This is a genomic window from Stenotrophomonas maltophilia, from assembly GCF_023518235.1.
Classification (GTDB): Bacteria; Pseudomonadota; Gammaproteobacteria; order Xanthomonadales; family Xanthomonadaceae; genus Stenotrophomonas.
In genome coordinates this window covers 1798198-1823962 of the sequence record NZ_CP090423.1, presented here as the reverse complement: position 1 = coordinate 1823962, position 25765 = coordinate 1798198, and the positions used below count along the sequence as shown (strand labels likewise).

The window sequence follows — 25765 nt, the reverse complement described above, 5'->3', positions numbered from 1 at the left end:
CGTTTGTCGCACAACCGTCACATTGAAGGCGTAGCGTGTTAATCTAGTGTTAACCGTTATGGCTGCCTTCAGCCAGGCGGTAGGGAACCCCAGATAACTCTCCGACCAGCCACCCGCAGGGCTGTTTGGATGCGCTTTTTTTCCGCCATCGCCAACTCGCATCGAGGCTACCGAAAAATGACCCACCCACTCCGGATGTCCAAGCTTACCCTTGGTCTCGTGGCTGCACTTGCTGCCGCTCCCGCCTTCGCCCAGAGCACCTCTGCCGGTGTCGGCGGCCAGGTCGTGACCCGCGGCGGCCAGCCCGTCGCTGGCGCTGAAGTCACCATCACCCATACCGAGTCGGGCACCGTTTCGCGTGCGACCACCGATGCGGCCGGTCGATACAACGCGCGCGGCCTGCGCGTGGGTGGTCCGTACAGCATCACCATCACCAAGCCGGGTGAAGGCACCAAGACCGAAGATGGCGTCTACCTGGGCGTGAACCAGACCGGCACCATCAACGCGACGCTGACCGGCGATCTGACCGGCGCGACCAACCTGGACACCGTGCAGGTCACCGCTGTCGGCGGCGGCTCGGAAGTGTTCAGCGCCACCAAGATGGGCTCGGGCACCAACATCAGCCAGCAGCAGATCGAAGTTGCGCCGTCCATCGGCGGCAACATCCAGGATCTGATGCGCCTGGATCCGCGCGTGACCTTCATCGATCGCGCCTCGGGCTCGATCTCGGCCGGCGGCCAGAACCCGCGCTTCAACTCGATCAACATCGACGGCGTGTCGGCCAGCGACACCTTCGGCCTGGAAGGCAACAACATGCCGACCCGCCGTCAGCCGGTCGCGATGGAAGCCATCGAAGCGCTGGACATCAACCTGTCCAACTACGACGTCAGCATCGCTGCTGCCGCCGGCGCCACCGTCAACGCGGTGACCAAGTCGGGTACCAATGAATTCCACGGTTCGGTGTACGGCACCTACCGTGATGGCGACTGGTTCGGCGACAACCCGGAAGGCCAGCCGTTCAAGGGCTTCACCAAGGAAAAGACCTACGGCATGACCCTGGGTGGTCCGCTGGTCAAGGACAAGCTGTTCTTCTTCGCCAACTACGAGAAGTTCGAGCAGGCCGCTCCGGGCGCCGACATCTCCGGCACCGCGCTGGGCAAGGCCAATGCCAACTTCAACGCCGCTGATGTGGCGCGCGCGCAGCAGATTGCCCGGGACGTCTACGGCTTCGAGGCCGGCGGCACCGAGAGCAACGGCGACACCACCATGGAAGAGTACGCGCTGAAGCTGGACTGGAACATCAGCGACAACCACCGTGCCAACATCCGCTACAGCAAGATCGACCAGAGCAAGCTGCGCATCAATGGCATGAACTCGACTTCGGCCGCGTCGCTGAGCTCGTACTGGTACCAGCAGGGCAAGACCAACGAGAGCTACGTCGCGCAGCTGTTCAGCGACTGGACCGACACCTTCTCGACCGAGCTGAAGGCCTCGTACCGCGAGTTCTCCTCGATCCGTGACGTGCCGACGAATGCCCCGAGCATCCGTATCTACTTCCCGCGTAATGCCACCACCCCGCAGGGTGACTCGCTGTACCTGGGTACGGAAGCCAACTCGCAGGACAACATCCTGAAGACCAAGGCGTGGAACTATTACGCCGCAGCGACCTGGACCCTGGGCGACCACGACCTGAAGTTCGGTGCCTCCTACGACACCAACGACATCTACAACTACTTCGGCGCCAACTCGTGGGGCACCTACACCTTCTACGGCCTGGACAACTTCCAGAACGGTGTCTGGCAGACCTACCTGTACAACAAGGAAAACCAGCCGGGTTCGATCGCTGCTGACTACAAGTTCAGCAACCTGGCGCTGTTCGTGCAGGACACCTGGTATGTCAACAGCAACCTGACCCTGACCATGGGCGTGCGCGCTGACCGTCCGGACACCAGCCCGTCGCCGACCTTCAACCAGAAGGCGCTGAACGCCTTCGGCTATGACAACAGCAAGGTGTTTGGTGGCAGCTTCCTGATCCAGCCGCGCCTGGGCTTCAACTACACCTTCGACACCGAGCGTCCGACCCAGCTGCGCGGCGGCGTGGGCCTGTTCCAGGGTGACGCTCCGCAGGTGTGGCTGAGCAACAGCTACTCCACCACTGGCTTCAACTACACCACCTACAACCTCACCCGTTACAACGGGCAGCAGTTCAACGCGGACAAGGACAACCAGCCGGTCCCGTCCACCCCGGGTCTGGCGCGCCAGAACGTCAGCTTCGTCGGCAAGGACTTCAAGCTGCCGTCGATCTACAAGGCCAACATCGCGCTGGATCACGAACTGCCGTGGTACGGCATCGTGGCGTCGGCTGAACTGCTGGTCACCAAGGTCAAGGACGGTCTGTACTACCAGCACCTGAACCTGGGCCAGGGTCGCCAGGTCGGTGCCGACGGTCGCGTCAACTACTACAACCCGGCTGCCGACGGCCGCCTGTGGGCCACCGGTGACGTGCGCAACCGCGCCAACGGTGACTTCGACGCGGTTTACCTGATCAACAACACCGACAAGGGTCGCACCTCGCAGGCCACCTTCTCGCTGGCCAAGCCGTGGAGCAATGACAGCGACTGGTCCTGGAACATCGGCTACACCTATACCGATGCCAAGGAAGTGGGTTCGCTGACCAGCTCCACCGCCGGTTCCGGCTGGGGCTACCAGTACGCCTTCGACGCCAACGCCGATCAGCTGACCACCTCGCGTTACCAGATCCGTGACCGCCTGTCGGGCTCGCTGAACTGGAAGCACAAGTTCTTCGGCGACTACGAAACCAAGGTGGGCCTGGTGTATGAAGGCCGCAGCGGTCGTCCGTTCAGCTACATCTATGCCAACGATGCCAATGGCGATGGCCGTTCGGGCAATGACCTGTTCTACGTGCCGCAGCGCGGTGAAGTGCTGTTCGGCGCGCTGAACGCCAGTGGCCAGTTCGTTGCCGATGCTGACATGGAGAAGAAGTTCTTCGCCTGGCTGGCACAGAACCCGCAGCTGGAGAAGTACGCTGGCAGCGTGGCACCGGCCAACGGTTTCCGTACCGGCTGGATCAACACCTTCGACGTGCGCATCAGCCAGCAGCTGCCGGGCTTCATGAAGGGGCACAAGTCGGAGATCTGGGTCGACATCCAGAACGTCGGCAACATGCTGAACAAGAAGTGGGGCAACATCTACGACTACGGCTTCTACGCCAACAGCCGTGTTGCGACCCTGCAGGGTCTGTACCAGGGCAAGTACGTGTACAACTTCACCGGCGCGGACACCCCGAGCGTGGCCAACCAGGATGCCGACGGCTTCGATGCCGGTGTCTCGCAGTGGTCGCTGCAGCTGGGCTTCCGCTACCAGTTCTGATGCACTGATGTAGCCACGCTGTAGACGGAAACGGCCGGGGAAACCCGGCCGTTTTCCTTTGCGCCGAAAGTCCTTGCAGGTCGGTGGGCAACGGCGTAGCATCCAGAAATGTGCGCGGCGCCAACGCCGCAGAGCGGTCCCGGAACGGTGAGCGCGGTCGGCACACATCCAACGGTCGGGCTTCCCGACCGTTTTGCTTTTTAAGGGGGCGGCAGTACAGTCGGAAACCTTGAAGGAAGCGAAAAATTGGACATGACCACGAACGAAAAGGCGGCCCGTGCGCTGCCGGTGCAGGATGCACGGATCTACCCGCGCGGCGGGCTGGACGTACTCTCGCGCGCTGAAGTCGCACGGCTGCGCGATGCCTCCGCCGGCGGCATGCACGAACTGCTGCGCCGCTGTGCGCTGGCGGTGCTGACCAGCGGCAGTGCCTCGGACGATCCGCGCGCGGCGCGCGATCTCTATCCGGATTTCGACATCCAGGTGGCGCAGCAGGATCGCGGCGTACGCATCGATCTTTCCAACGCGCCGGCGATGGCCTTCGTCGATGGCGAGATCATCCGCGGCGTGGCCGAGCTGCTGTTCGCGGTGGTGCGTGACCTGGCCTACATGGCCATCGAGATGGGCCCGGCTTACGCGGCCGAGCTGGAATCGTCCGAGGGCATCACCAACGCGGTGTTCGGCCTGCTGCGCAACGCACGCATCCTCAACCCGGGTGACCCGAACCTGGTGGTGTGCTGGGGCGGCCACTCGATCTCGCGCGACGAATACCTGTACACCAAGCAGGTCGGCTACGAGCTGGGCCTGCGCGGTCTGGACATCTGCACCGGCTGCGGCCCGGGCGCCATGAAGGGCCCGATGAAGGGCGCCACCATCGCCCATGCCAAGCAGCGCAGGACGGTCACCCGCTATATCGGCCTGACCGAACCGGGCATCATCGCCGCCGAGTCGCCGAACCCGATCGTCAACCACCTGGTGATCATGCCGGACATCGAGAAGCGGCTGGAGGCCTTCGTCCGCATCGGCCACGGCATCATCGTGTTCGCCGGTGGCGTCGGCACCGCCGAAGAGATCCTGTACCTGCTCGGCATCCTGCTGCGCGAAGAGAACAAGGATCTGCCGTTCCCGCTGATCCTGACCGGACCGACCGTGGCGGCGCCGTACTTCGAGCAGATCGATCGTTTCATCCGCCTGACCCTGGGCGATGCGGCCGCCGAACGCTACGAGATCATCATCGGCGATCCGGTCGCGGTGGCCAAGAAGATGGCCAGCGGCATCAAGCGCGTGCGCGAGCACCGCCTGGCGCAGAAGGATTCGTTCTTCTTCAACTGGTCCATCGAGATTCCGTGGGAGTACCAGCAGCCGTTCGTGCCCACCCATGAGGCGATGGCCGCGCTGGACCTGCACCACGGGCGTGCACCGCATGCGCTGGCGGCCGACCTGCGCCGGGCGTTCTCGGGCATCGTGGCCGGCAACGTGAAGGAAGATGGCATGCGCCGCATCGAGCAGTTCGGCCCATTCCAGATCCATGGCGACACGGACATGATGCAGGCGCTGGATGCGCTGCTGCGCGCCTTCGTCGAGCAGCGCCGGATGAAGATCTCCGGCGAATACCAGCCCTGCTACCAGGTGCTGGCCTGACACGCCAGGGGTCGGATCCCGCCGGGCTCCGACCCCATCGCGGGCGGCCTGCAGGGCAGGGTCTGTCAACCCTTTGACGCCTGTCGCCCCGGATTGACCGTTCGTCCTGCCGCCGCTTGCCGGGGGCAGGGGGATGGCCCATCGTGGCCATCAACACGCTGGGGAGCGTCCAATGTCTTTGCGCCGGGAAAACGGCTTCACGCTGGTTGAGCTGATGGTGACGGTCATGGTTCTGGCCGTGCTCGCCACGATCGCCTTTCCCAGCTTCCAGAGCACGATCCGCTCCAACCGCATCGCGACCACCAGCAACGAGCTGATTGCCTCGCTGTCGCTGGCCCGCAGCGAGGCGGTGCGCAACCGCCGCGGCGCCGGCGTCTGCGCCTCCACTGCCGGCAGCGCCTGCGACGGCAAGAGCTGGGCCGAGGGCTGGCTGGTCTGGGAAGACCGCAATGGTGACGGTGGCCTGAGCGCCGGCGAGACCGTGCTGCGCTACAGCGCCGGCAAACCGGGCGTGAGCGCAGTGGGCACGCCGGACCTGTCGGTGAGTTTCGATCCGCGCGGGCGCAACCGCGCGGACGCCAGCCTGGATCTGACCCTGCGCCCGGACACCTGCGGCAAGCAGCCGCTGCAACGAACGCTGCGCATCTCGCCGACCGGGCAGGTCCGGCTGCTGAAGGAGGACTGCAAGTGAAAGCGCCCCGTTTCCGTTCGCCACGTGCCGCGCAGGGTGGTTTCAGCCTGATCGAAGTGCTGATCGCCATCCTCGTGCTTGGCGTCGGCCTGCTGGGCTTTGCCCTGATGCAGACCATGAACGTGCGCTTCGTGCAGAGCGCCAATTACCGGACCCAGGCGACCAACCTCACCTACGAGATGCTTGACCAGCTGCGCGTGAACCGCGCGCGGGCGCCCTCCTATGTGGGCAACTATGCGGCGACCACCTCGACCAAGAACTGCCTGCCGCCCACCGGCAAGGACATCAGCCGCGACGCCTTCACCCTGGACTGGCGCTGCCGCCTGGGCAAGGCGCTGGGCGAGGGCGCCAGTGGCAGCGTAGTGCGCAACGGCGATCAGTACACGGTCAGCGTGAGCTGGGGTGACGAGCGCTGGAAAGCCGATGCCGGGGATACCACCTTCACTGCCAGGAGTGGCCTGTAATGCGCGCGCCGTCCTTCCCCCGGTCTGCCACCGGCCTGTCGATGGTCGAGTTGATGATTGCCCTGACCATCGGCCTGATCGTGATGCTGGGTGTGGTGCAGGTGTTTGCGGCGTCACGCGCGGCCTATCAGCTGTCCGACGGCCTGGCGCGTGTGCAGGAGAACAGCCGCTTCGCGATGGACACGCTGCAGCGTGAAGTGCGCATGGCCGGCCATTTCGGCTGCGTCAACGACCAGGCGCGCAATTCGCCGGACAACCCTTCGCTGTTCTCCACGTTTGCGGCCGCACCGCATCCGGCTCTGGATTTCCAGACCTCGATCCAGGGCTATGAAGCGACCGCGACCGGGCCGGGCGACGCGGTGACCCTGAGCGCCACGCCGGGGACCGGCGGCACCGACTTCAAGCCGGCGCTGCCGGCCCAGTTCGCCGCCGCCACGCCCAACCGCGTCAATGGCAGCGACATCATCGCTCTGCGTTACCTGATGCCCGACGGGGTGCCGATCACCGGCAACGCAGGCAGCGACGGGCAGCCGGTGTTCACCTTCGACAAGGCGCGGCTGGCGGTACTCAAGAGCGGTGTTTCGAACCCGGGCCTGTATGGCGCGGCCGACTGCGCCAGCGCGACGGTGTTCCAGGCCCGCGCGGTGGATGCGGCCGCCGGCACCATCACCTTCGGCGAGACACCCAACAACGTCGGCAACTTCACCCGTCCGGTCACGGCCGGCCAGGCGATGCTGCACCGTGCCGAGAGCGCCCTGTACTACGTCGGCTACGACGCGGCGAGCGCGCGTTCCTCGTTGTACCGCGTGCGCTTCAGTGCCGTGCCCAATGGCGCGCTGGTGGCCGGCGCGCCGGAGGCGCTGGTCGATGGCGTGGAGAACATGCAGCTGCTGTATGGCCAGGACCGTGAACTCACCACGCCGTACCCTACCGGTTTCATCGACCGCCAGGGCACCGCGGAAACCGTGCAGGCCTCAACCATTCCTTCCGGCAATGGCTGGCGCCGCGTCGGCGCGGTGCAGCTCGGCCTGGTGATGGCCAGCCCTGATCCATCCGCCGCACCGCAGGCCGACCAGAACGCTTCGCTGATCTCGATGGGGGTGACGTTCACTGCCCCGACCGACGGTCGCATGCGCACGGTCTACCAGACCACCATCGCCCTTCGAAACCGCCTCTTCGGCAACTGAGGCCGCCATGCACCCGCGCCCACGCATTCCTTCCTTCGCATCGCCCCGCCAGCAGCGTGGCGCGGTGCTGTACTTCGCACTGATCATGCTGATCCTGCTGGCACTGATCGGCATTGCCGGCATGCAGGTCACCGGCATGCAGGAGCGGATGGCGGCCAACTACCTGCGCTCCAACCAGGCCTTCCAGAATGCCGAATCCAGCGCGCGTGCGCAGGAGGCAGTTATTCAGGCCGCGATCGGCAGCGGCAACATCTACGAAGCCAACCAGGAAGAATGCAGCCCGGTATTCGATCCGGCGACCTGGGCCGACGGCAAGACCACGGCCACCGCCATCAACACCCGGCGCCTGGACAAGTGCGTGACGCGCGGGCCGATCAAGGTCGGTGTCCCCAAGAACGAAGAAACCGAGAACATCTACCAGATCACCGTGTTGGCCAGTGACGACCCGGCCAATCCTTCTTCCAGCGCCGTCATCGACACGATCTACATCCCATGAACACTCCGCGCCGCTTTTCCCGCATCGTCTCGACACCCTGGCTGCGCCGGGGCGCGGCTGTGGCCGTGCTGGCCGGCGTCGGGGCCCTGATGTACCCACTGTTCGCTGCGCTCGGTGACTACGACATCGCGCAGGAGCCGCTGTACAGCAAGAAGACGCAGCCGCCGCTGATGATGATGGTGATGTCGCGCGACGAGCAGCTGTTCAACAAGGCCTACAGCGATTACAGCGACCTGGACGAGGACGGCACGCTCGATACCACCTACCAGGACAAGTTCGACTACTCGGGATATTTCGACTCCAACCTCTGCTACACCTACAGCAGTGGCCAGTTCAAGGCCAGCGCGCAGGCCACCGGTACGCTGAAGCACACCTGCGGCGGTACCTGGTCGGGCAACTTCCTGAACTGGGCGACGATGAGCCGCCTGGATGTGATGCGCTACGTGCTGTACGGCGGCCATCGCATCACCGATTCCAACAGCAGGACCGTGCTGGAGCGAGCCCAGATTCCCAACGATCTGCATGCCTGGGTGAAGGTCTACAGCGGTAGCGACATCGGCAACTTCACGCCGTACAAGACCACCACCTCGTTCTGCAACGCCACCATCGCCAGCGGTGGTGCGCCGCTGATGCGCGTGGCCAGCGGCAGCTGGAGCGAGTGGGCCTCGACCGCCAGCCGCCAGTGCATCGCCGGGCGCTCGGATGAAGGCAAGGACGACTCGCCGCGTTCGGTCGTGGCCGACCTCAATGTGCGCGTGGAAGTGTGCGCGTCCGGCAGCGGCACGTTCCAGGAAGCGTTCTGCCGCAAGTACAACGATGGCGCCAACGACTACCTGAAGCCGGCCGGCCTGCTGCAGTCCTATGGCGAGAGCGGGCGCCTGCGCTTCGGCCTGGTCACCGGTACCTATGCCAACCCGCGCGATGGCGGCGTGGTCCGCCGCAACATCGGCAAGATCGCCGGCAACGGCACCTCGTTCTGCGCGGCCGGTGATGAGATCAATCTGTCCAATGGCCAGTTCTGCAACTCGCTGACCGGTGGCGCCGAAGGCATCATCAATACCATTTCCAACTTCCGCATCGACCAGTGGAACTGGAGCAACAACTGGAACGACTGCAACGCCTACAGCATCCTCAATCGTCAGGGCTTCGGCGGCAACGGCAACCTGACCGATCCGGGCAATGCGTCCAAGACCTGCAGCGCATGGGGCAACCCGCTGGCCGAGATGTATGCCGAGGCGCTGCGTTACATCAAGGGCGAGACCAAGGGCATCTACAGCGCCAGCGGCGACCTGAGCGGCCTGCCCAATGCCGTGTCCTGGAAGGACCCGTACCGTTCGCCGAATGATGGCGGCAACTCCTACTGCGCCACCTGCAACATCCTGGTGATGTCCTCGGGCCTGCCGTCGTTCGACAGCGACAACATCGGCTCGGTCAGCGGGCTGCCGACTGCAGCAAGCTCGACCGACGCCATCGGCAATCTGGAAAACATCACCGGCGGCAACTACATGGCCGGGCGCATCGGCCTGACCGAGCGCTATGCCTCGATCAACACGCACGAAGACATCTGCCGGGCGGCCAAGGTGACCGGACTGTCGCTGGTGCGCGGCATCTGCCCGGACGTGCCTTCCACCGAAGGCAGCTACCTGATGGCCGGCTTGGCCAAGTCGGCCGCCGAGAACGACCTGCGCCCGCGCGTGCAGGACAAGCCGGATTCGTACAAGCTGACCGCGACCACCTATACCGTGGCCATGGCCGAGAGCCTGCCGAAGTTCGAGATCCCGGTGGGCAATGGCAAGATCACCCTGGCGCCGCTGTGCCAGGCCAACAACACCGGTACGGCGAAGATTTCCAGCACGGGCTGGCGCAGCTGCTTCCTGGGCTCGGTCGGCATCGGCACCAAGACGTCGACGGTGTCGCCGAACTTCGTCTACGGGCGCACCTATCGCGCCGACGGCAAGGCCGGCAGCTTCTCGCTGGTCTGGGAAGATTCGCTGTGGGGCAACGACCACGACAATGACGTGGTGTCGATGCTCAGTTACTGCGTGGGCGAGACCTGCAACGAGGGTGACAACACCACCTTCCGCAACATCTGCTGGCGCTCCACCAGTGGCGAATGCAACAACAACGCGGTGCGCAACACGGTGGCTGCCGATGAAGTGCTGGTCCGCATCGAGAACCTGTCGGCCTACGCCGGCAACGCGATGCTGACCGGCTACACCATCGTCGGTTCCAATGCCGCTGACAACGTGCAGCGCCTGGTGCTGCGTCCGGGTGACAAGAACGGCTCGGTGTTGACCACCTCCTCGGCGCCGCCTGCGGAGTGGACCGGTGCGATCGTGGCCCGCTATCGCCTGGGCAGCGGCCAGGCCGGCCAGCTGGAAAGCCCGTTGTGGTACGCCGCCAAGTACGGCGTGCCGGCAGGCAAGAAGTGGGACAGCAAGGTGGCTGGCGTGCCGGACAACTACTTCCTGGCGCGCAATCCGGCCAAGCTGAAGTCGGCACTGGAGGCGATCTTCGACAGCGCCGCGGCCGGTGAGGCACCGGTGGGCGGCAGCGCGACCGGCGCACGCGTCAATGCGGGCTCCTTCACCGTGTCCGCGCACTATGCCGTGGCGTCCGGCTCCAACGACTGGACCGGTGATCTCATCGCCAGTCAGGTCACTTCCACGGGCGGCATCGGTGCGGAGCTGTGGCGTGCATCGACCCGGATGAGCGCCTCCGGCCGCACCATCGTGATGTCGACCGCACCGACCTATGTGAACAAGTCCAACCAGCTGGTGGCGGCCGCGGCGGCGGATTTCACCGCTGACAACGTGCCCGGCCGTGATCGTGCCGAGAAGCTGGGCAACATGGGCCTGAACACCATCCCCAACTGGTTCGGTTCGCATACCGTGGCCGACCTGGTCAGCTACCTGCGTGGTTCGCCGGTCAGTGGCTTCCGCCCGCGCAGCGTGCTGCTGGGCGACATCGTCAACTCCAGCGTGGAGATCGTGTCCACCAAGAACGACTACGGCTATACCTCCTGGAAGGCGCAGGGCGGGGTCGGCTGGAAGACCACGCTGGGCACGCGCTATGAGGCCTATCTGGCTGCCAAGAAGGCCTCCGGCGGCCCGCCATCGATGGCGTACGTCGGCGCCAATGACGGCATGCTGCACGGGTTCAATGCCAGTACCGGCACGGCCGCAGGCACCGAGCAGTTCGCCTTCATTCCCTCGGCGTCGCTGCAGCACATGGCCGAGCTGGCCAACCCGGCCTACGGCCATCGCTACTACGTCGATGGCGGCCTGACCTCTTCCGACGTCTACTACGGCAACGCTTGGCATACCGTGCTGGTGGGTTCGACCGGTGGTGGCGGTGCCAGCCGCGGTCCTTCGGCAACCTCGGTCGGCAATGGTTCGGTGTTCGGGCTGGATATCACCAATCCCACCGGATTCACCTCCAGCAACGTGCTGTGGGAGATTTCCGGCAAGACCGAGTCGGACATGGGCTTCGCCTTCGGCAAGCCGGTGGTGGTGCCGGTGGCCGGCTCCGATCCGGACGGTCCGCCACGCTTCGTCGCCCTGTTCGGCAATGGCGTCAATTCCAGTACCGGTCGTCCGGTGCTGTACGTGGTGGACATCCAGACCGGCCAGGTGCTCAAGCGCCTGTATCCGGCCGGCACCAAGTACGCGATCGCCAACGGCCTCAATCACGTGACCGCGGTGGGCCTGTACAACAGCAGCGGCCTGGCCGACACCGTGTACGGTGGCGACATGCAGGGCAACATCTGGCGCTTCGACCTGCGTGGTGGCGACACCACGGCCTGGAACGTGGGGCTCAGTGGTTCGCCGTTGTTCACCGCTATCCGGAGTGCTGTGGCGCAGCCGATCACCGGTGCGATCGAAGCCTCGGCCGGTCCGGGCGGTGGCGTCAGCCTGTTCTTCGGCACCGGGCGCTACTTCACCGCCGATGACAATGCGGTGACCCGCAATTCGCCGGTGCAGACCCTGTATGGCATCTGGGACAATCTCTCCAGTGCCGTCAGCGGCCGCGATGTGCTGGTGGGCCAGACCGTCAGCTCTGCGGGCGGCGGCTTCCGTGACATCTCCGGCAATCCGGTCGATTACGCGACCCAGCGCGGCTGGTATGTGGATCTGATCGTCGGTACCGACGTCGAAGGCGAGCGATTCTTCGGCTATCCGACGCTGCAGGGCGGCAACGTGATGTTCACCACCTACGTGCCGGGGCAGACGGTCTGTGGCACCGGCGGTGGCGTCAACTGGCGCTACCGGCTGAACATGCTCACCGGCCAGCCGGCCATGAGCGGGTTGACCGATAAGCCCGATGGCGGCAACCCACTGTGTGGCGCGAACTGCGGCGCCGGTGCGTTGACCCGCGGTGGTGACGTTACCAACGGCGCGCCGGTGCTGGGTACCCAGGTCAACAGCACCACGCTGAAGGGGTGCGATGCCAGCGATCCGAAGTGCTCGGTGGATGGCTCGATGGAACGCTGCATCGTGGCGTTCAACAATCCCGGCGCCGATACCGCCTACGGCCAGCGCGCCTGCGGCCGGCAGTCCTGGCGCCAGATCCGGTGACCCTCTTGAACATGAGAATGCCAATGCGCACCCCTGCATCGCGTCGTTCCACCGCCGGCTTCACCCTGATCGAGCTGATGATCACCGTGGCGGTGATCGCCGTGCTCGCGGCCATCGCCCTGCCGTCGTATCAGCGCCATGTGCTGAAGACCAACCGGGCGCTGGCCAAGGCCGATCTGGTGGAGGTCGCGCAGCTGCTCGAGCGCTACCACACGGTGCAGAACAGCTATGACGGTTTTTCGCTGCCATTCAACCAGTCGCCGCGGCAGGGCGCCAAGCGCTACACGCTGTCGCTGAGTGGCAAGGCCACCGCCAGCACCTACACGCTGCAGGCGGTGCCGGAAACCGGCCAGGACAAGGATGTGTGCGGCACGCTGACGCTGGATCAGGCCGGGCGCAAGACCCCGGACAAGAAGACCAATGCGGAGTGCTGGTAAGGCGTGGCCATCGCGCGTGAAAAAAGGGCTTGCGCTGGCCGCCAAACGCTGGCTAAAATGCGCACCCCGCCCGAATAGCTCAGCCGGTTAGAGCACTTGACTGTTAATCAGGGGGTCGTTGGTTCGAGTCCAACTTCGGGCGCCAGATTCGAGAAAGCCGCGAGAAATCGCGGCTTTTTTCGTTGTGGCCGGCCGCTCAGCAGGCGGCGGGCTGTCGGGGCCGTTCGCTGCGCACCCGCCCCGGGACATTGATGATCACGCGGCTGTGCTCGTAGCCGTCCACGCACAGCACGATGGACTGGTTGGTACCCGCGTTGCGGCCATCCGGCCGGAACTCCACCTCGGGACGATGATCGCTGGTGCGCAGCTCGACCCGGTGTTGGCGGCTGGTATGGGTGCGCAGCAGCCGGCCGGGGCCTTCGGTGGCCGTGCGTGGCTCGATCCGCACCCGCCAGCCCCGGCTCCAGGCCTGGTCACACTGCTGGCCATCGGACGAGCCACAGACGGACACGCGGCGGCGTTCGGTGATGGCCGTGCTGCGTGCCAGCGACAGGCTGGCGACCAGCTGCCGGCGCAGGCTTTCGGCCTGCAGGTGGCGCAGCGCGCGTTGCCAGGGGCTCCAGCCCAGTGCCAGCGCCACCGCCAGCAGCATGACGATCAGCAGCAGTTCGATCAGCTGGAAGCCACGGGCGGGCCGGGCGGTGGGGGCAGGGAGGCGGCGAGGCATGGGCCCAGCCTCCGCCTGGGCGCGTTCGGCCGCCATCGGCCAACGCCGTCCTGGCATGCCGGTAAACCCCTCAGCCTGCCGTCACCCCTTGCCTCGTATACTCACGTTTCCCGGGAACTGGCAACACCATGAGCGACCGTTTTGAACTCGTCTCGCCGTACTCGCCGGCGGGCGATCAGCCCGATGCCATCGCGAAGCTGACCAGCAACTTCGAAGCCGGCATCGCCAAGCAGACCCTGCTCGGCGTGACCGGTTCGGGCAAGACCTACACCATCGCCAACGTCATCCAGAACGTGCAGAAGCCGACGCTGATCATGGCGCCGAACAAGACGCTGGCCGCGCAGCTGTATGGAGAGTTCAAGGCGTTCTTCCCGCACAACGCGGTGGAGTACTTCGTCAGCTACTACGACTACTACCAGCCCGAGGCCTACGTGCCCTCGTCGGACACCTTCATCGAAAAGGACAGTTCGATCAACGAGCACATCGAACAGATGCGGCTGGCGGCGACCAAGACCCTGCTGTCAAGGCCGGATGCGATCGTGGTGGCGACGGTGTCGGCGATCTACGGCCTGGGTGCACCGGAAGACTACCTGTCATTGCGCCTGATCCTGTCCAAGGGCGAGCGCATCGACCAGCGCGATCTGATCAATCACCTGACCCAGCTGCAGTACACGCGCAACGAATATGAACTGCAGCGCGGTACGTTCCGCGTGCGCGGCGAAGTGATCGACGTGTTCCCGGCCGAATCGGACAGCGAGGCGCTGCGCCTTGAGCTGTTCGATGGCGAAGTCGAAAAGATCACCCTGTTCGATCCGCTCACCGGCGAGACGCTGCGCAACATGCAGCGCTTCACCGTGTACCCGAAGACCCACTATGCAACCACGCGCGAGCGTGTGCTGGCGGCGATCGAGACGATCAAGGTCGAACTGAAGGAGCGCCTGGAGCAGCTGTACGCGCAGAACAAGCTGGTGGAGGCGCAGCGCCTGGCGCAGCGTACCCAGTACGACATCGAGATGATGGCCGAGGTGGGTTTCTGCAACGGCATCGAGAACTACTCGCGGCACCTGACCGGCAAGAATGCCGGCGAGCCGCCGCCGACCCTGTTCGACTACCTGCCGGCAGATGCGCTGCTGGTGATCGACGAATCGCACGTGACCATTCCGCAGATCGGCGCGATGTTCAAGGGTGACCGTTCGCGCAAGGAAACCCTGGTCGAGTTCGGTTTCCGTCTGCCGTCGGCGCTGGACAACCGCCCGCTGCGCTTCGAGGAGTGGGAGGAGCGCTGCCCGCGCAGCATCTATGTGTCGGCAACGCCAGGGCCGTACGAGTACCGCGAGGCCGGTGACGAGATCACCGAACTGGTGGTGCGCCCGACCGGACTGATCGATCCGGTGGTGGAGATCCGCCCGGTGGGAACCCAGGTTGACGACCTGATGAGCGAGGCCAACGAACGCATCAAGGCCGGCGACCGCGTGCTGGTCACCACGCTGACCAAGCGCATGGCCGAGAACCTCACCGAGTACCTCACCGAACACGGCATCCGCGTGCGCTATCTGCACTCGGACGTGGACACGGTCGAGCGCGTGGAGATCATCCGCGATCTGCGCCTGGGCAAGTTTGACGTGCTGGTCGGCATCAACCTGCTGCGCGAGGGCCTGGACATGCCGGAAGTGTCGCTGGTGGCGATCCTCGATGCCGACAAGGAGGGCTTCCTGCGCTCCACCGGCTCGCTGATCCAGACCATCGGCCGCGCCGCCCGCAATGTGCGCGGCAAGGCGATCCTGTACGCCGACAAGATCACCCGTTCGATGCAGGCGGCGATCGACGAGACCGACCGCCGCCGTGCCAAGCAGGTCGAGTACAACCAGGAACACGGCATCGTGCCGCGCTCGGTGGCGCGCCCGATCGTGGACGTGCTGGAGGGGGCCCGCTCGGATGCAGCGGAGAAGGAGGCCAAGAAGGGCAAGGGCAAGGGCAGGGCGGGTGTGGCCGAGGAGGGTGCCGACTATCGTTCACTCAGTCCGGCCCAGCTGGCGGCCCGGCTCAAGGCGCTGGAGCAGCAGATGTACCAGCACGCCAAGGACCTGGAATTCGAGGACGCCGCACGCGTGCGCGACCAGATCCGGCAGCTGAAGGAGGCCAGCCTCGGCTGAACGCGGCAGTGCAGCATCATCTTCACAAAAGTGTTGCGCTTCACGGCCGGCGTCCGTAATATACGCGGCCTGCACCGACGCAATCGCGGCCTTGCAGATGCAAAACGGGCGGTTAGCTCAGCGGTAGAGCACTACCTTGACATGGTAGGGGTCACAGGTTCGAACCCTGTACCGCCCACCACGAAATCTCCGGAAGGAGGTTGTCGTGAACTGCAAAGCCCGGCCCTGGCGCCGGGTTTTTACGTAGCAAGGCCAGCCTTTGGGCGGCAAGAACAAGATGGGCGGTTAGCTCAGCGGTAGAGCACTACCTTGACATGGTAGGGGTCACAGGTTCGAACCCTGTACCGCCCACCACGGCATCCTCGGCGAGGATCGACGTGAATAGAAAACCCGGCCATGGCGCCGGGTTTTTTCGTTGCAGCGTCCGCTTTCCGGGCGCTTGACATCGCGTATGGCGTGGCGAGGACGACAGATTGCGGTGCGGCTGTCCCGGATAGGTTTCGAACTACCGCCCAGCGGCCAACATCTCGACACGGATTGCACGCTGCATCCGCCACTCGCCATCCACACGCTGCCACAGCTGCGCCACATAGGCGCGCTCGGCCGGTCCGTTCGTGCGGCCCTGGCATCCAAATCGCAGCACCCGGTCCTCGCGCAGCGGCAAGAGCTGCAGCGCGGACGCGGTGTCATCACGCTGTGGCGTCGCGGTGGCCGTCTCGTTGAGTTGGATCTGTTGACGCACTGCCACTTCGGCGGGCCCGCCGTGGTCGCCGAACAGGCCGGTGAACAGCAGCATCAGGGCAAGCATCGGCATGGCACGGTGCTCCAGCGGGAAAGTGCACGCAGGCTGGCACGCCGCCGCCGGGGGCGCAGCCGGCCTGCGACGAACAGCGGGATTGCGCCGCCAAAGCCAGCCAGGTGGCGATGAATCCGGGCCGGGCAGGCGTAGACTTGCCCCTACCGCGCAATCGCGGTCATCACAAGGAGCAGCTGAATGAGCGATCACGTTCCGGTTTCCAGGCCCAACCCGCTGTTCGAACTGCTGTTCGGCGGCAACATGCTGCAGGGCACGTTCAAGGCCGTGATCTGGGTGGCGCTGTTGTCGGCGGTGCTGGCCTGGAGCACGCTGCGCTGACGACGGCCGCCTGCGCTCAACGCCCCGTGCTGCGGGGTGTCTGCGGGGTCAGGCGCTGAAGGCCTGGCGCAGGCTGTGCAGGGTGGCCTGGCGGTGTTCCTTCGCGCTGGCCTCGCCCATCTCCAGCTCCTGCAGGCGCAAGCCGACCAGGGTCATCGACAGCGCGTAGCCGCGTGCCGCATCGGCGGCGCGCGACAGGCCCAAAGCGCGGCGCGCCAGCGCATTCACGTGCTCAAGATCGGGCATCAGGCCCAGGTAGGCACGCTCGGCGCTGTCCAGGTCGGGTGCACGCAGGATTGCGTGCGCTTCGCTGGTGGGGGAGACGGAGGCCATGGGGGTGTCCTTGTCCGTGGGCGACCACTGTGCGGGGATGGCTGTGCATGGTGCACGCGCAACATTGTCAGAACATTGCGCCAGCGAGGCCGGCTGCGATCGGCGCAAAATTACGGCGCCAGGCACTATGATCGGCACCGTTTCCGGTAGCCGAGCTCCTCATGCGCATCCTCCTGGTCGAAGACGATCCCGATCTGTCCCGTGCCCTGCAATCGGGCCTGGAGCGGCAGGGCGTGGTCGCCGACGTGGTCGCCAGCCTGGCCGAAGCCGCCATCGCGCTGCGCGAGCCGGTGCACCAGCTGATGCTGCTCGACCGCCAGCTGCCCGATGGCGATGGTGCCGGCTTCGTTGCCACAGCCCGTGCGCTGCGGCCGAACCTGGCCGTGATCATGCTGACCGCCAAGGGCACGCTGTCGGACAAGGTTGAAGGGTTGGATGTCGGCGCCGATGACTACCTCGTCAAGCCGGTGGCGATCGAAGAGCTGATGGCGCGCATCCGCGCGGTGTCGCGGCGTCCCTCGGCGATGGTCACGCCCAGCCTGCGGCTGGGGCGCATGGAATTCGACTTCGAATCGTTGCAGGCGCGGGTCGAAGGCCAGCCATTGCCGTTGCCACGCCGGCAGGTGCTGGTGCTGCAGGCGCTGGCGATGCGGCAGGGGCGCACGGTCACCCGCAGTGCGTTGGAGGCGGCGGTGTACGGTTTCGATGATGAGATCCAGTCCAACGCGCTCGATGCGCATATCTCCAAGTTGCGCAAGGCACTGCAACAGGCCGGTGCCGGCGTGGAGATCCACGTGATCCGGGGCGTCGGCTACCTGCTGGCGGAGGCCTGAGATGGCCCGTCCGATCCGTTCCATCACCCTGGGCCTGGCCTGGCGCCTGTTCCTTGCGCAGGCGTTCACCGTGTTGTTTGCGGTGGTTGCGCTGATCCTGACCTGGGGTGACAAGGACACCTGGGGCATGGACATGTTCATGGCCGAGGCGGTGGCCAAGGCGGTGCATAGCGAAGACGGCCGGCTGGTGCTGGACCAGGCGCGCTGGAACGCTCTCGATGCGCAGGCCGGCGGCAACCTGTGGTTCGCTGCGGTCGATGACAAGGGTGTCTGGCTCGAGCGTGGCACCCTGCCGGCAGTGCACGCGCCACTGCTGGCCCGCTTGCCGACGCTGGGCGCCACCGAGCTCGGTTCACTGGTACCGCCCTATCTGGACGTGGCGCGGGTGATGATCCGCAACGAGGAGGGGCGCCGCATCACGGTGATGGTGGGCGGCGCGCCGAAGGGCGGCTTGCTCGATGGCGCGCTGATGGTGCTGCGGCTGATCGGCCTGTGGTTCTTCCTGCCGCTGATCGTGGTCACGTTGCTGGTGATGCCGACGGTGATCCATCGCGCGATGCGTGGCGTGCGCCGTTCCGCGCAGCAGGCCAAGGAGCTGGATATCGGCCAACCGGGCGCACGCCTGGATGCGCAGCTGGTGTCCACGGAAGTGGCGCCGCTGGTGGAAGCGTTCAATGATGCGATCGACAAGGTGCAGCAGGGCTACGCGGCGCGTGACAAGTTCCTCGCCGATGCGGCGCACGAACTGCGCGTCCCGATCGCGGTGGTGCAGGCGCGCCTGTCGCAGCTGCCACAGGGAGAGCTGAAGTCGCAGTTGCTGACCGACGTGGCGCGGCTGGGCAATGTTGCCGAGCACCTGCTCGACCTGCAGCGGCTGGATCGCAACGTGGGCGCGCTGCAGCGGCTCGACCTTGCGTTGCTGGTGCGTGAGGCGGCCGCCGATCTGGCGCCTCTGGTAGTGGGTGCCGGCTACGGGTTCGAGGTCGATGCGCCGGACGTTCCGGTCTGGATCCATGGCGATGGCCTGGCCCTGGGGCGGGTGATCGCCAATCTGGTGCACAACGCGATCGTCCACGGCGGTGGTCGCGGCATCATCTGCGTGCGGTTGGATACCCGCGCGCTGCTGGAGGTCAGCGACCAGGGCGCCGGCATTCCCGTGGGTGACCGCGAGGCGATCTTCGAGCCGTTCCACCGCTTGCGCGCGGCCGGCAGCGGCAGCGGCCTGGGCCTGCATCTGGTGAAGGAAATCGTGCAGCATCACGGCGGATCGGTGAGTGTCGGCGAAGCCGCCGGCGGCGGTGCCAGTTTCCGGGTCAACTTCCACCGCGGCAGCGTTCGGCGCTGACCCCTGGACGGGGCAATCGCTGATAGGCAGGCGACGGTCGGTGGCCGCAGGCTGCGGCCATGGCTGTCGATCGATCCGGTGCAACGGTGTTGGGGGGCGGCTGCGCCGCCGGCCTGGTGCTGGGCGCGCTGGCCTGCGTGCAGCTGCCGACACTGCCGCCACTGTGGCTGTGTGCCGTGGCGGCGGCGTGCGCGCTGTGCGCCTGGATCCTGCGCTGGCGAGGACGGGTGCCGGCGGCTGCGCTGTTCGGCCTGGCCTGGACCGCGCTGCACGGGCACTGGGCAATGCAGCAGCAGCTTGCGCCGGGCGCTTCGGCGCAGGATGTCGTGGTTCGTGGGCGGATCATCGACCTGCCGCAGCATCGCTCCGGCCAGACCCGTTTCCTGCTGCGCGTGGACGATGACGACCGTCTGCCGTTGTTGCGGGGCAAGCGCCTGCAGGTCAGCTGGAATGATCCGTGGCGGGGTACGGCCGCAGGCCACCGTGGTGGACGCCAGCAGCTGCGGGCCGGCGCGCGCTGGCAGCTGGCATTGCGGGTGCGGCCACCGCGCTCGAGGATCAATCCCGGCGGATTCGATGGCGAGCGCCATGCGCTGCTGCAGGCCATCGCCGGCACTGCCACGGTGCGCGACCCCGCTGGCGCACGCGAGCTGCAATCCGCGTTTGGCCTGCCAGCCTGGCGCGAGCGCAGCAGCGCCGCCATCGCCACCCAGGTGGCCAGCTCTGGCGCGCGCTTCGTGCAGGCGCTGGCGCTGGGTGATACGCGAGGATTGTCCGATGCCGACTGGGAGCAGCTCCGCGCGCTCGGCCTGACCCATCTGATCGCCATTTCCGGATTCCACGTCGGCGTGGTCGCGGGGCTGGGTGTGCTGCTGTGCCGGCTGCTGTGGTGGCTCTGCCCGCAGCTGGGCCGCCACTGGCCCCGACAACAGGCGGCGGCCGGCGCTGCGGCGGTGGCCGCTGCCGGTTATGCGGTGCTGGCTGGCGGCGCGCTGCCCACGGTGCGTACGGCATTGATGATCGGCCTGCTCGCGTTGGCGCGCGGCGGCCGGCGCCCGCTTGGTGTGGCGCACGGGGTGTCGCTGGCAGCGTTGGCGCTGCTGCTGCCGTCGCCACTGTCGGTGCTGTCGGCCGGCTTCTGGCTCAGCTTCGGCGGGGTGCTGTGGCTGCTGTGGTGCCTGCCGCAGGCGCCACCGCAGGGGCTGCGCGAACGGCTGCACGGCCTGCTCGCCGCGCAGGGGGTGGCCAGCCTGGGGCTGTTGCCGTTGGGCATCGCGTTGTTTGGCGGCACCGCCCGGCTGGGCCCCCTGGTCAATCTGCCGATCATTCCCTGGTGGAGCCTGCTGGTGGTGCCGCTGTCGTTGCTGGGTACCGGCCTGCAGGCGTTGCATGAGGGCGCGGGGCGCTGGGCATGGCGGGCTGCGGCGTGGGTGTTCGACCTCAGCTGGCGCGTGCTGCAGCCGCTGGCGGTCCATCCAGAGGCGATGTGGTGGCTGGCCGAGGCACCCGCCTGGGCGGTACCAGCGGCGCTGCTGGGTGTTATCTGGTGGTTGCTGCCGCGCGGCGCAGGCGGTGGCCTGGCGGGCGTGTTGTTGTGCCTGCCGCTTCTGTGGCCGGCACGTGAAGGGCCGCGGCAGGGCGAGCTGGAACTGCTGGTGCATGACGTCGGCCAGGGCACGGCGGTGCTGCTGCGCACGGCGCGGCATGCGCTCTGGTACGACGTCGGGCCACCGGCCGGGGGCGACAGCAATGAACGCACCCTCGTGCCGGCGCTGCGTGCGCTGGGCCAGGCCATGCCGCAGCAGGCGGTGCTCAGCCATGACCACCAGGATCACACCGGCAATCTGCCCGCTGTGCGCCGGCAGCATCCGGGTCTGGCGCTGCTGGCGCCCGACGGCAGCGCCATCGCCGGGGCCCGGCCCTGCCGGGCAGGCCTGCGCTGGCACTGGGATGGCGTCGACTTCCAGGTGCTGCATCCCGCCGCTGGCAACCGGCAGGCCGTGAATGAGGGCAGCTGCGTGCTGCGCGTGGCGGGAGCCCATGGCGTGGTGCTGTTGCCCGGCGACATAGGCCGGGTTGCCGAAACGGAGCTGTTGGCAACCTCTTCGCCGCAGTTGCGTGCGGATGTGGTACTGGTCCCCCATCACGGCAGCGGCGGCAGTTCCAGCGCGCTGTGGGTGGCGGCGGTGGAACCACGGCTGGCGCTGGTCTCGGCCGGGCACCAGAACCGCTTCGGCCACCCGCGGCCGGAGGTGGTGCGGCGCTGGCGGGCGCAGGGGGCCGAGGTGGTGGCCACCGCCGAGTCCGGAGCGATCCGCGTATGGCTTGGCGCACAGGGGCTGCAGCTGCGTGAACAGCGTATCCACGCGTCCCGGTGGTGGGATGCCGCTGGGCGGGCACGGTCGGCTGCTATCCTATCGCCGATCGAACAAGCGGCCGTTGGGCCGGAGGGTTGAAACGTGTGGGAACTGGTCAAGGCCGGTGGCTGGCCGATGGTGCCGCTGCTGCTGTTGGGCGTACTGGCTTTGGCGATCATCCTGGAGCGTTTCTGGTCCCTGCGGCGGACTGAGGTGCTGCCGCCGGGCCTCGGCCAGGAAGTGCGCAACTGGGCCGCGCGCGGCAAGCTCGACCCGGCGCACCTGCAGACCCTGCGCGCCAACTCGCCGCTGGGTGCGCTGCTGGCGGCCGCGCTGGAAGCGCGCAACCGTCCGCGTGACCAGATCCGCGAGCGGATCGAGGACACCGGCCGCCATCTGGTGCACCGCATGGAGCGCTTTCTCAATGCGCTGGGCACCATCGCCTCGGCCGGCCCGCTGCTGGGCCTGCTCGGCACCGTCATCGGCATGATCCAGATGTTCCTGGGCATCCTCGACCATGGCGTGGGCGACGTGAACCAGCTGGCCGGCGGCATCGGCAAAGCGCTGGTGTGCACCGCCACCGGCATGATCGTGGCCATTCCGGCGCTGATGTTCCATCGCTATTTCAAGGGCCGCATCCATGGCTATGTGGTGGAGATGGAGCAGGAAGCCAGCGCGCTGCTGGACACGCTCGACGGCCGCCCCGGCGTGATGAATGCCGCGCCGGCAGCGCGTGCGGCCAGCTCTGCCACGGCCAAGGCCTGATCGATGCGTATCGGCAACGACCGATCCCAGGATGAGCCGCATATCGATCTGGTTCCGCTGATCGATGTGATCCTGGTGCTGATCATCTTCTTCGTGGTCACCACCACCTTCGACGCGCGTTCCACGCTGCAGGTGCAACTGCCGACCGCCAGCCAGCAGCCCAACAACGAGCCGCCGCGTTCGCTCAGCGTACTGATCAACGCCGAAGGCCGCTATTTCATCAATGACCAGGAAGTGCTGCGCAGCGACGTCGAGTCGGTCAAGCAGACCATCGCCGCCGTCGCCGGCAGTGATCGCAGCCAGCCGGTGCTGCTGCGCGCCGATGCACGCACTCCCTACCAGGCCGTAGTGACCGCGCAGGACGCGCTCGGCCAGCTCGGTTTCCGTCGTATCGCCATTGCAACTGCGCCAGAGGTGCGTCCATGAGTTCCCATCACGCGCCGGTGTGGCCGATCTACAAACGTCTGCTGGGCTACACCCGCACCTACTGGGTGTTCATGGTGGGTGCGGTCATCGCCATGGTGGTTGAAGCCCTGGCCGGCTATCACTTCACCAAGCTGATGGAGCCGCTGGTCAACCGCGGTTTCGTCAACCCCGAACCGCGCATGGCGGTGATCCTGCCGCTGACCATCCTGGGCCTGTTCCTGATGCGCAGCGTGGCCACCTGGGTCAGCGACTACACGCTGGCCAAGACCGGCCGCAGCGTGGTGCGCGACCTGCGCGAGCAGGTGCTGCAGAAGTACCTGCACCTGCCGTCGTCGCACTTCGATACCGAAGCGACGCCGGTGATGGTCAGCCGCCTGAACTTCGATACCGAACAGGTCACCCAGGCCAGCGCCGATGCACTCAAGACCGTGGTGGCCGATACCCTGACCATCATCGCGATGCTGGCGGTGATGCTGCAGATGAGCGTCAAGGTCACCCTGGCGATGCTGCTGGTGGTGCCGCTGATCGGTGGCATCGTGTCCTATGTGGGCAAGCGCTACCGCCGCATCAGCCGTGGCATCCAGGATGGCATGGGCACGATGGCGCAGACCGCCGAGCAGTCGCTGGCGGCACAGCAGGAAGTGAAGGTGCACGGCACCCAGCAGCACGAGATCTCGCGCTACTCGCGCCTGGCCAACCGCATGCTGGCGCTGAATATGAAGGTGGAAGTCACCCGCGCCGCCGCCTCCAGCGTGGTGCAGTTCCTGGCGGCACTGGCGCTGGCGGTGATCGTCTGGGTGTCCACCCGCGAAGCGCTGGCTGGCAAGCTCAACGCGGGCCAGTTCATGGGCCTGATGACCTCGATGATGGCCATCATTCCGTCGCTGCGACGCTTGACCAGCGTGCAGACCTCGATCTCGCGCGGTGTGGCTGCCGCCGAGCGCCTGTTCGGCATCCTCGACATGCCGGTGGAGCGCGACCAGGGCCGCACGACGGTGCAGCGCGTGCGGGGTGAGCTTGCATTCGACCACGTCATGCTGCGCTACCGCGAAGACAGCGGCATCGCCCTGGACGACATCAGCTTCATCGCCCGGCCGGGCACCGTCACGGCCATCGTCGGCCGCTCCGGCAGCGGCAAGACCAGCCTGATCCGGCTGGTGCCGCGCTTCTATGAGCCCAGTGGCGGTGTCATCACTCTCGATGGCGTGGCCCTGGACGATTACCCGCTGGCCGACCTGCGCCGGCAGGTGGCGATCGTCGGGCAGAAGGTGATGCTGTTTGACGACACCATCGCCGCCAACATCGCCTATGGCATGGAAGCAAGTGATGAACAGATCCGTGCCGCGGCCGAAGCCGCCAACGCCTGGGAGTTCATCGCACGCATGCCGCAGCAGCTGCAGACCCCGGTCGGCGAGAACGGTGCGCTGCTGTCCGGCGGCCAGCGCCAGCGCCTGGCGATTGCCCGCGCGATCCTGCGTGATGCCCCGATCCTGATCCTCGATGAAGCCACGGCGGCGCTGGACAACGAGTCCGAGCGGCTGGTTCAGGATGCATTGCAGCGCCTGATGCCGGAACGCACCACGCTGGTCATCGCTCATCGCCTGTCGACCATCGAACATGCCGACCAGGTGCTGGTGATGGACCACGGCCGCATTGTCGAACGCGGCACCCACCGCGAGCTGCTCGAGATGGGGGGGCTGTACCAGCACCTGCACAGCATGCAGTTCCGCGAAAGGCAGGACTGATGGCAGGCAAGGGTACCCAGACCCCGCCGTACTGGTATGACGGCACGCCGGTTCCGTGGGCGATGCGCCTGCTGGCACCGCTGTATGCCGGCGTCACCGCGCTGCGCCGTCGTGCCTACCGGCGCGGTTGGCGCAAGCGCCACGCATTGCCGGTACCGGTCATCGTGGTCGGCAACATCACCGCAGGGGGGACCGGCAAGACGCCGCTGACCATCGCCCTGGTTGAACGCCTGCGTGCGGCCGGCTGGAAGCCGGGTGTGGCCAGTCGTGGCTATGGCCGCGAAGACGCCGACACACCGCTGTGGGTGCAGGCCGATACGCCGACCGCCAAGGGCGGCGATGAGCCGGTGCTGATCGCCTGGAAGACCGGCGTGCCGGTACGCGTGGACCGCGACCGGGTGGCGGCTGGCAGGGCGTTGGTCGAGGCCGGCTGTGATGTGATCGTCTGTGATGACGGCCTGCAGCACTACCGCCTGGCGCGCGATATCGAGATCGAAGTTGTCGATGCGCAGCGCCGCTATGGCAACGGCCTGATGATTCCAGCCGGACCGCTGCGTGAACCGGTGAGCCGCGCCAGCGAATGCGACTTCCGCGTGGTCAACCTCGGCCAGGCCGAGGCGGAAAGCGCGGCCCAGGCCTGTGGTTTCGGGCAGTGGCCGATGGTGTTGCAGATCGACAGCGCGCAGCCGCTGGCCGGTGGTCGCGCGCGCCCGCTGTCCTACTTCAAGGGCCAGCGCGTGCATGCAGTGGCCGGCATCGCGCACCCGCAGCGCTTCTTCGACATGCTGCGTGCGCGTGGCCTCGGCGTGGTGCCGCATGCCTTTGCCGACCACCAGGCCTACCAGCCGCAGGATCTGTCCTTTGGCAGTCAGCTGCCGGTACTGATGACCGAGAAGGATGCGGTGAAATGCCGTGCGTTCGGCAACGATTGGCACTACGCGGTGCCACTGCGCGCCGAGCTGCCGGCCGCGTTCTGGGTGGCGCTGACCGATCGCCTGGACAAGCTGCGACCGAACTGAGTAACGCGGCGGCGCTTGCATTCACACGCCGCCGGCCGCATTCC

Annotated in this window: 20 protein-coding genes and 3 tRNA genes; 20 read left to right on the top strand and 3 right to left on the bottom strand. The window is 66.4% G+C overall.

What is annotated here, in order from left to right:
* The first annotated feature begins 195 nt into the window (after window positions 1–195).
* The 9 genes from LZ605_RS08690 to LZ605_RS08650 all read left to right on the top strand — a co-directional run bounded on the left by LZ605_RS08690 (window position 196) and on the right by LZ605_RS08650 (window position 13028).
* Entirely contained in the window at window positions 196–3390 is a 3195-nt protein-coding gene (locus LZ605_RS08690; RefSeq protein ID WP_249844496.1) for a TonB-dependent receptor, read from the top strand.
* Between the two features lie 252 nt (window positions 3391–3642).
* Window positions 3643–5031 carry a nucleotide 5'-monophosphate nucleosidase PpnN gene (gene ppnN, locus LZ605_RS08685; protein WP_249844495.1) on the top strand — a complete coding sequence of 463 codons (1389 nt, stop codon included), beginning with the start codon at window positions 3643–3645 and terminating at the stop codon, window positions 5029–5031.
* A 172-nt stretch (window positions 5032–5203) separates the two neighbouring features.
* Window positions 5204–5722 carry a GspH/FimT family pseudopilin gene (locus LZ605_RS08680; protein ID WP_249844494.1) on the top strand — a complete coding sequence of 173 codons (519 nt, stop codon included), beginning with the start codon at window positions 5204–5206 and terminating at the stop codon, window positions 5720–5722.
* A complete protein-coding gene (gene pilV, locus LZ605_RS08675) occupies window positions 5719–6186 on the top strand; it encodes a type IV pilus modification protein PilV (protein ID WP_249844493.1) in 468 nt (155 codons plus the stop codon). The genes LZ605_RS08680 and pilV overlap by 4 nt, the downstream gene beginning before the upstream one ends.
* A complete protein-coding gene (locus LZ605_RS08670; protein ID WP_249844492.1) occupies window positions 6186–7373 on the top strand; it encodes a PilW family protein in 1188 nt (395 codons plus the stop codon). Before pilV ends, LZ605_RS08670 begins: the two co-directional genes overlap by 1 nt.
* 7 nt (window positions 7374–7380) lie before the next feature.
* Complete coding sequence (locus LZ605_RS08665; RefSeq protein WP_249844491.1) at window positions 7381–7869, top strand: pilus assembly PilX family protein; 489 nt, start codon at window positions 7381–7383, stop codon at window positions 7867–7869.
* A complete protein-coding gene (locus tag LZ605_RS08660) occupies window positions 7866–12446 on the top strand; it encodes a pilus assembly protein (RefSeq protein WP_249844490.1) in 4581 nt (1526 codons plus the stop codon). The genes LZ605_RS08665 and LZ605_RS08660 overlap by 4 nt, the downstream gene beginning before the upstream one ends.
* A 23-nt stretch (window positions 12447–12469) precedes the next feature.
* Entirely contained in the window at window positions 12470–12883 is a 414-nt protein-coding gene (locus LZ605_RS08655) for a type IV pilin protein (RefSeq protein WP_249844489.1), read from the top strand.
* A gap of 68 nt (window positions 12884–12951) precedes the next feature.
* Window positions 12952–13028 (top strand) — tRNA-Asn (locus LZ605_RS08650).
* A 51-nt stretch (window positions 13029–13079) separates the two neighbouring features.
* On the opposite strand, the gene LZ605_RS08645 is transcribed toward LZ605_RS08650, so the two are convergent.
* Window positions 13080–13610, bottom strand: coding sequence for a GspH/FimT family pseudopilin (locus LZ605_RS08645; RefSeq protein ID WP_249844488.1), 531 nt, complete (start codon window positions 13608–13610; stop codon window positions 13080–13082).
* Window positions 13611–13738: 128 nt separating this feature from the next.
* Here LZ605_RS08645 and uvrB point away from each other — a divergent pair, with 128 nt between their 5' ends.
* From uvrB to LZ605_RS08630, 3 genes are all read left to right on the top strand, one after another.
* Window positions 13739–15763 (top strand): excinuclease ABC subunit UvrB, encoded by a 2025-nt coding sequence (gene uvrB / locus LZ605_RS08640; protein ID WP_249844487.1) that lies wholly within the window; start codon window positions 13739–13741, stop codon window positions 15761–15763.
* Window positions 15764–15869: 106 nt separating this feature from the next.
* Window positions 15870–15944 (top strand) — tRNA-Val (locus LZ605_RS08635).
* A gap of 98 nt (window positions 15945–16042) precedes the next feature.
* Window positions 16043–16117: transfer RNA gene (locus tag LZ605_RS08630), tRNA-Val, on the top strand.
* Between the two features lie 151 nt (window positions 16118–16268).
* On the opposite strand, the gene LZ605_RS08625 is transcribed toward LZ605_RS08630, so the two are convergent.
* On the bottom strand, window positions 16269–16577 hold the full coding sequence (locus LZ605_RS08625; RefSeq protein WP_249844486.1) for a hypothetical protein: 309 nt from the start codon (window positions 16575–16577) through the stop codon (window positions 16269–16271).
* Window positions 16578–16757: 180 nt separating this feature from the next.
* On the opposite strand from LZ605_RS08625, the gene LZ605_RS08620 reads away from it, so the two are divergent.
* Window positions 16758–16898, top strand: a complete 141-nt coding sequence (locus LZ605_RS08620) for a hypothetical protein (protein ID WP_181358754.1) — start codon at window positions 16758–16760, stop codon at window positions 16896–16898.
* A gap of 48 nt (window positions 16899–16946) precedes the next feature.
* On the opposite strand, the gene LZ605_RS08615 is transcribed toward LZ605_RS08620, so the two are convergent.
* Entirely contained in the window at window positions 16947–17231 is a 285-nt protein-coding gene (locus LZ605_RS08615) for a hypothetical protein (RefSeq protein WP_249844485.1), read from the bottom strand.
* 161 nt (window positions 17232–17392) lie between these two features.
* Here LZ605_RS08615 and LZ605_RS08610 point away from each other — a divergent pair, with 161 nt between their 5' ends.
* Genes LZ605_RS08610 through lpxK form a run of 7 tightly spaced genes read left to right on the top strand, consistent with a single transcriptional unit; the run spans window position 17393 to window position 25721 of the window.
* The gene (locus LZ605_RS08610; RefSeq protein WP_249844484.1) at window positions 17393–18064 is read left to right on the top strand and encodes a response regulator transcription factor; all 672 of its coding nucleotides are present in this window, start codon (window positions 17393–17395) and stop codon (window positions 18062–18064) included.
* Window position 18065: 1 nt separating this feature from the next.
* Window positions 18066–19409, top strand: coding sequence for a sensor histidine kinase (locus tag LZ605_RS08605; protein ID WP_249844483.1), 1344 nt, complete (start codon window positions 18066–18068; stop codon window positions 19407–19409).
* 59 nt (window positions 19410–19468) lie between these two features.
* On the top strand, window positions 19469–21865 hold the full coding sequence (locus LZ605_RS08600; protein WP_249844482.1) for a DNA internalization-related competence protein ComEC/Rec2: 2397 nt from the start codon (window positions 19469–19471) through the stop codon (window positions 21863–21865).
* A gap of 3 nt (window positions 21866–21868) precedes the next feature.
* Window positions 21869–22531 carry a MotA/TolQ/ExbB proton channel family protein gene (locus LZ605_RS08595; RefSeq protein WP_249844481.1) on the top strand — a complete coding sequence of 221 codons (663 nt, stop codon included), beginning with the start codon at window positions 21869–21871 and terminating at the stop codon, window positions 22529–22531.
* Between the two features lie 3 nt (window positions 22532–22534).
* Complete coding sequence (locus LZ605_RS08590; protein WP_014036620.1) at window positions 22535–22957, top strand: ExbD/TolR family protein; 423 nt, start codon at window positions 22535–22537, stop codon at window positions 22955–22957.
* On the top strand, window positions 22954–24702 hold the full coding sequence (gene msbA, locus LZ605_RS08585; protein WP_249844480.1) for a lipid A export permease/ATP-binding protein MsbA: 1749 nt from the start codon (window positions 22954–22956) through the stop codon (window positions 24700–24702). Before LZ605_RS08590 ends, msbA begins: the two co-directional genes overlap by 4 nt.
* Complete coding sequence (gene lpxK, locus LZ605_RS08580; RefSeq protein WP_249844479.1) at window positions 24702–25721, top strand: tetraacyldisaccharide 4'-kinase; 1020 nt, start codon at window positions 24702–24704, stop codon at window positions 25719–25721. The genes msbA and lpxK overlap by 1 nt, the downstream gene beginning before the upstream one ends.
* Window positions 25722–25765 lie beyond the last annotated feature (44 nt).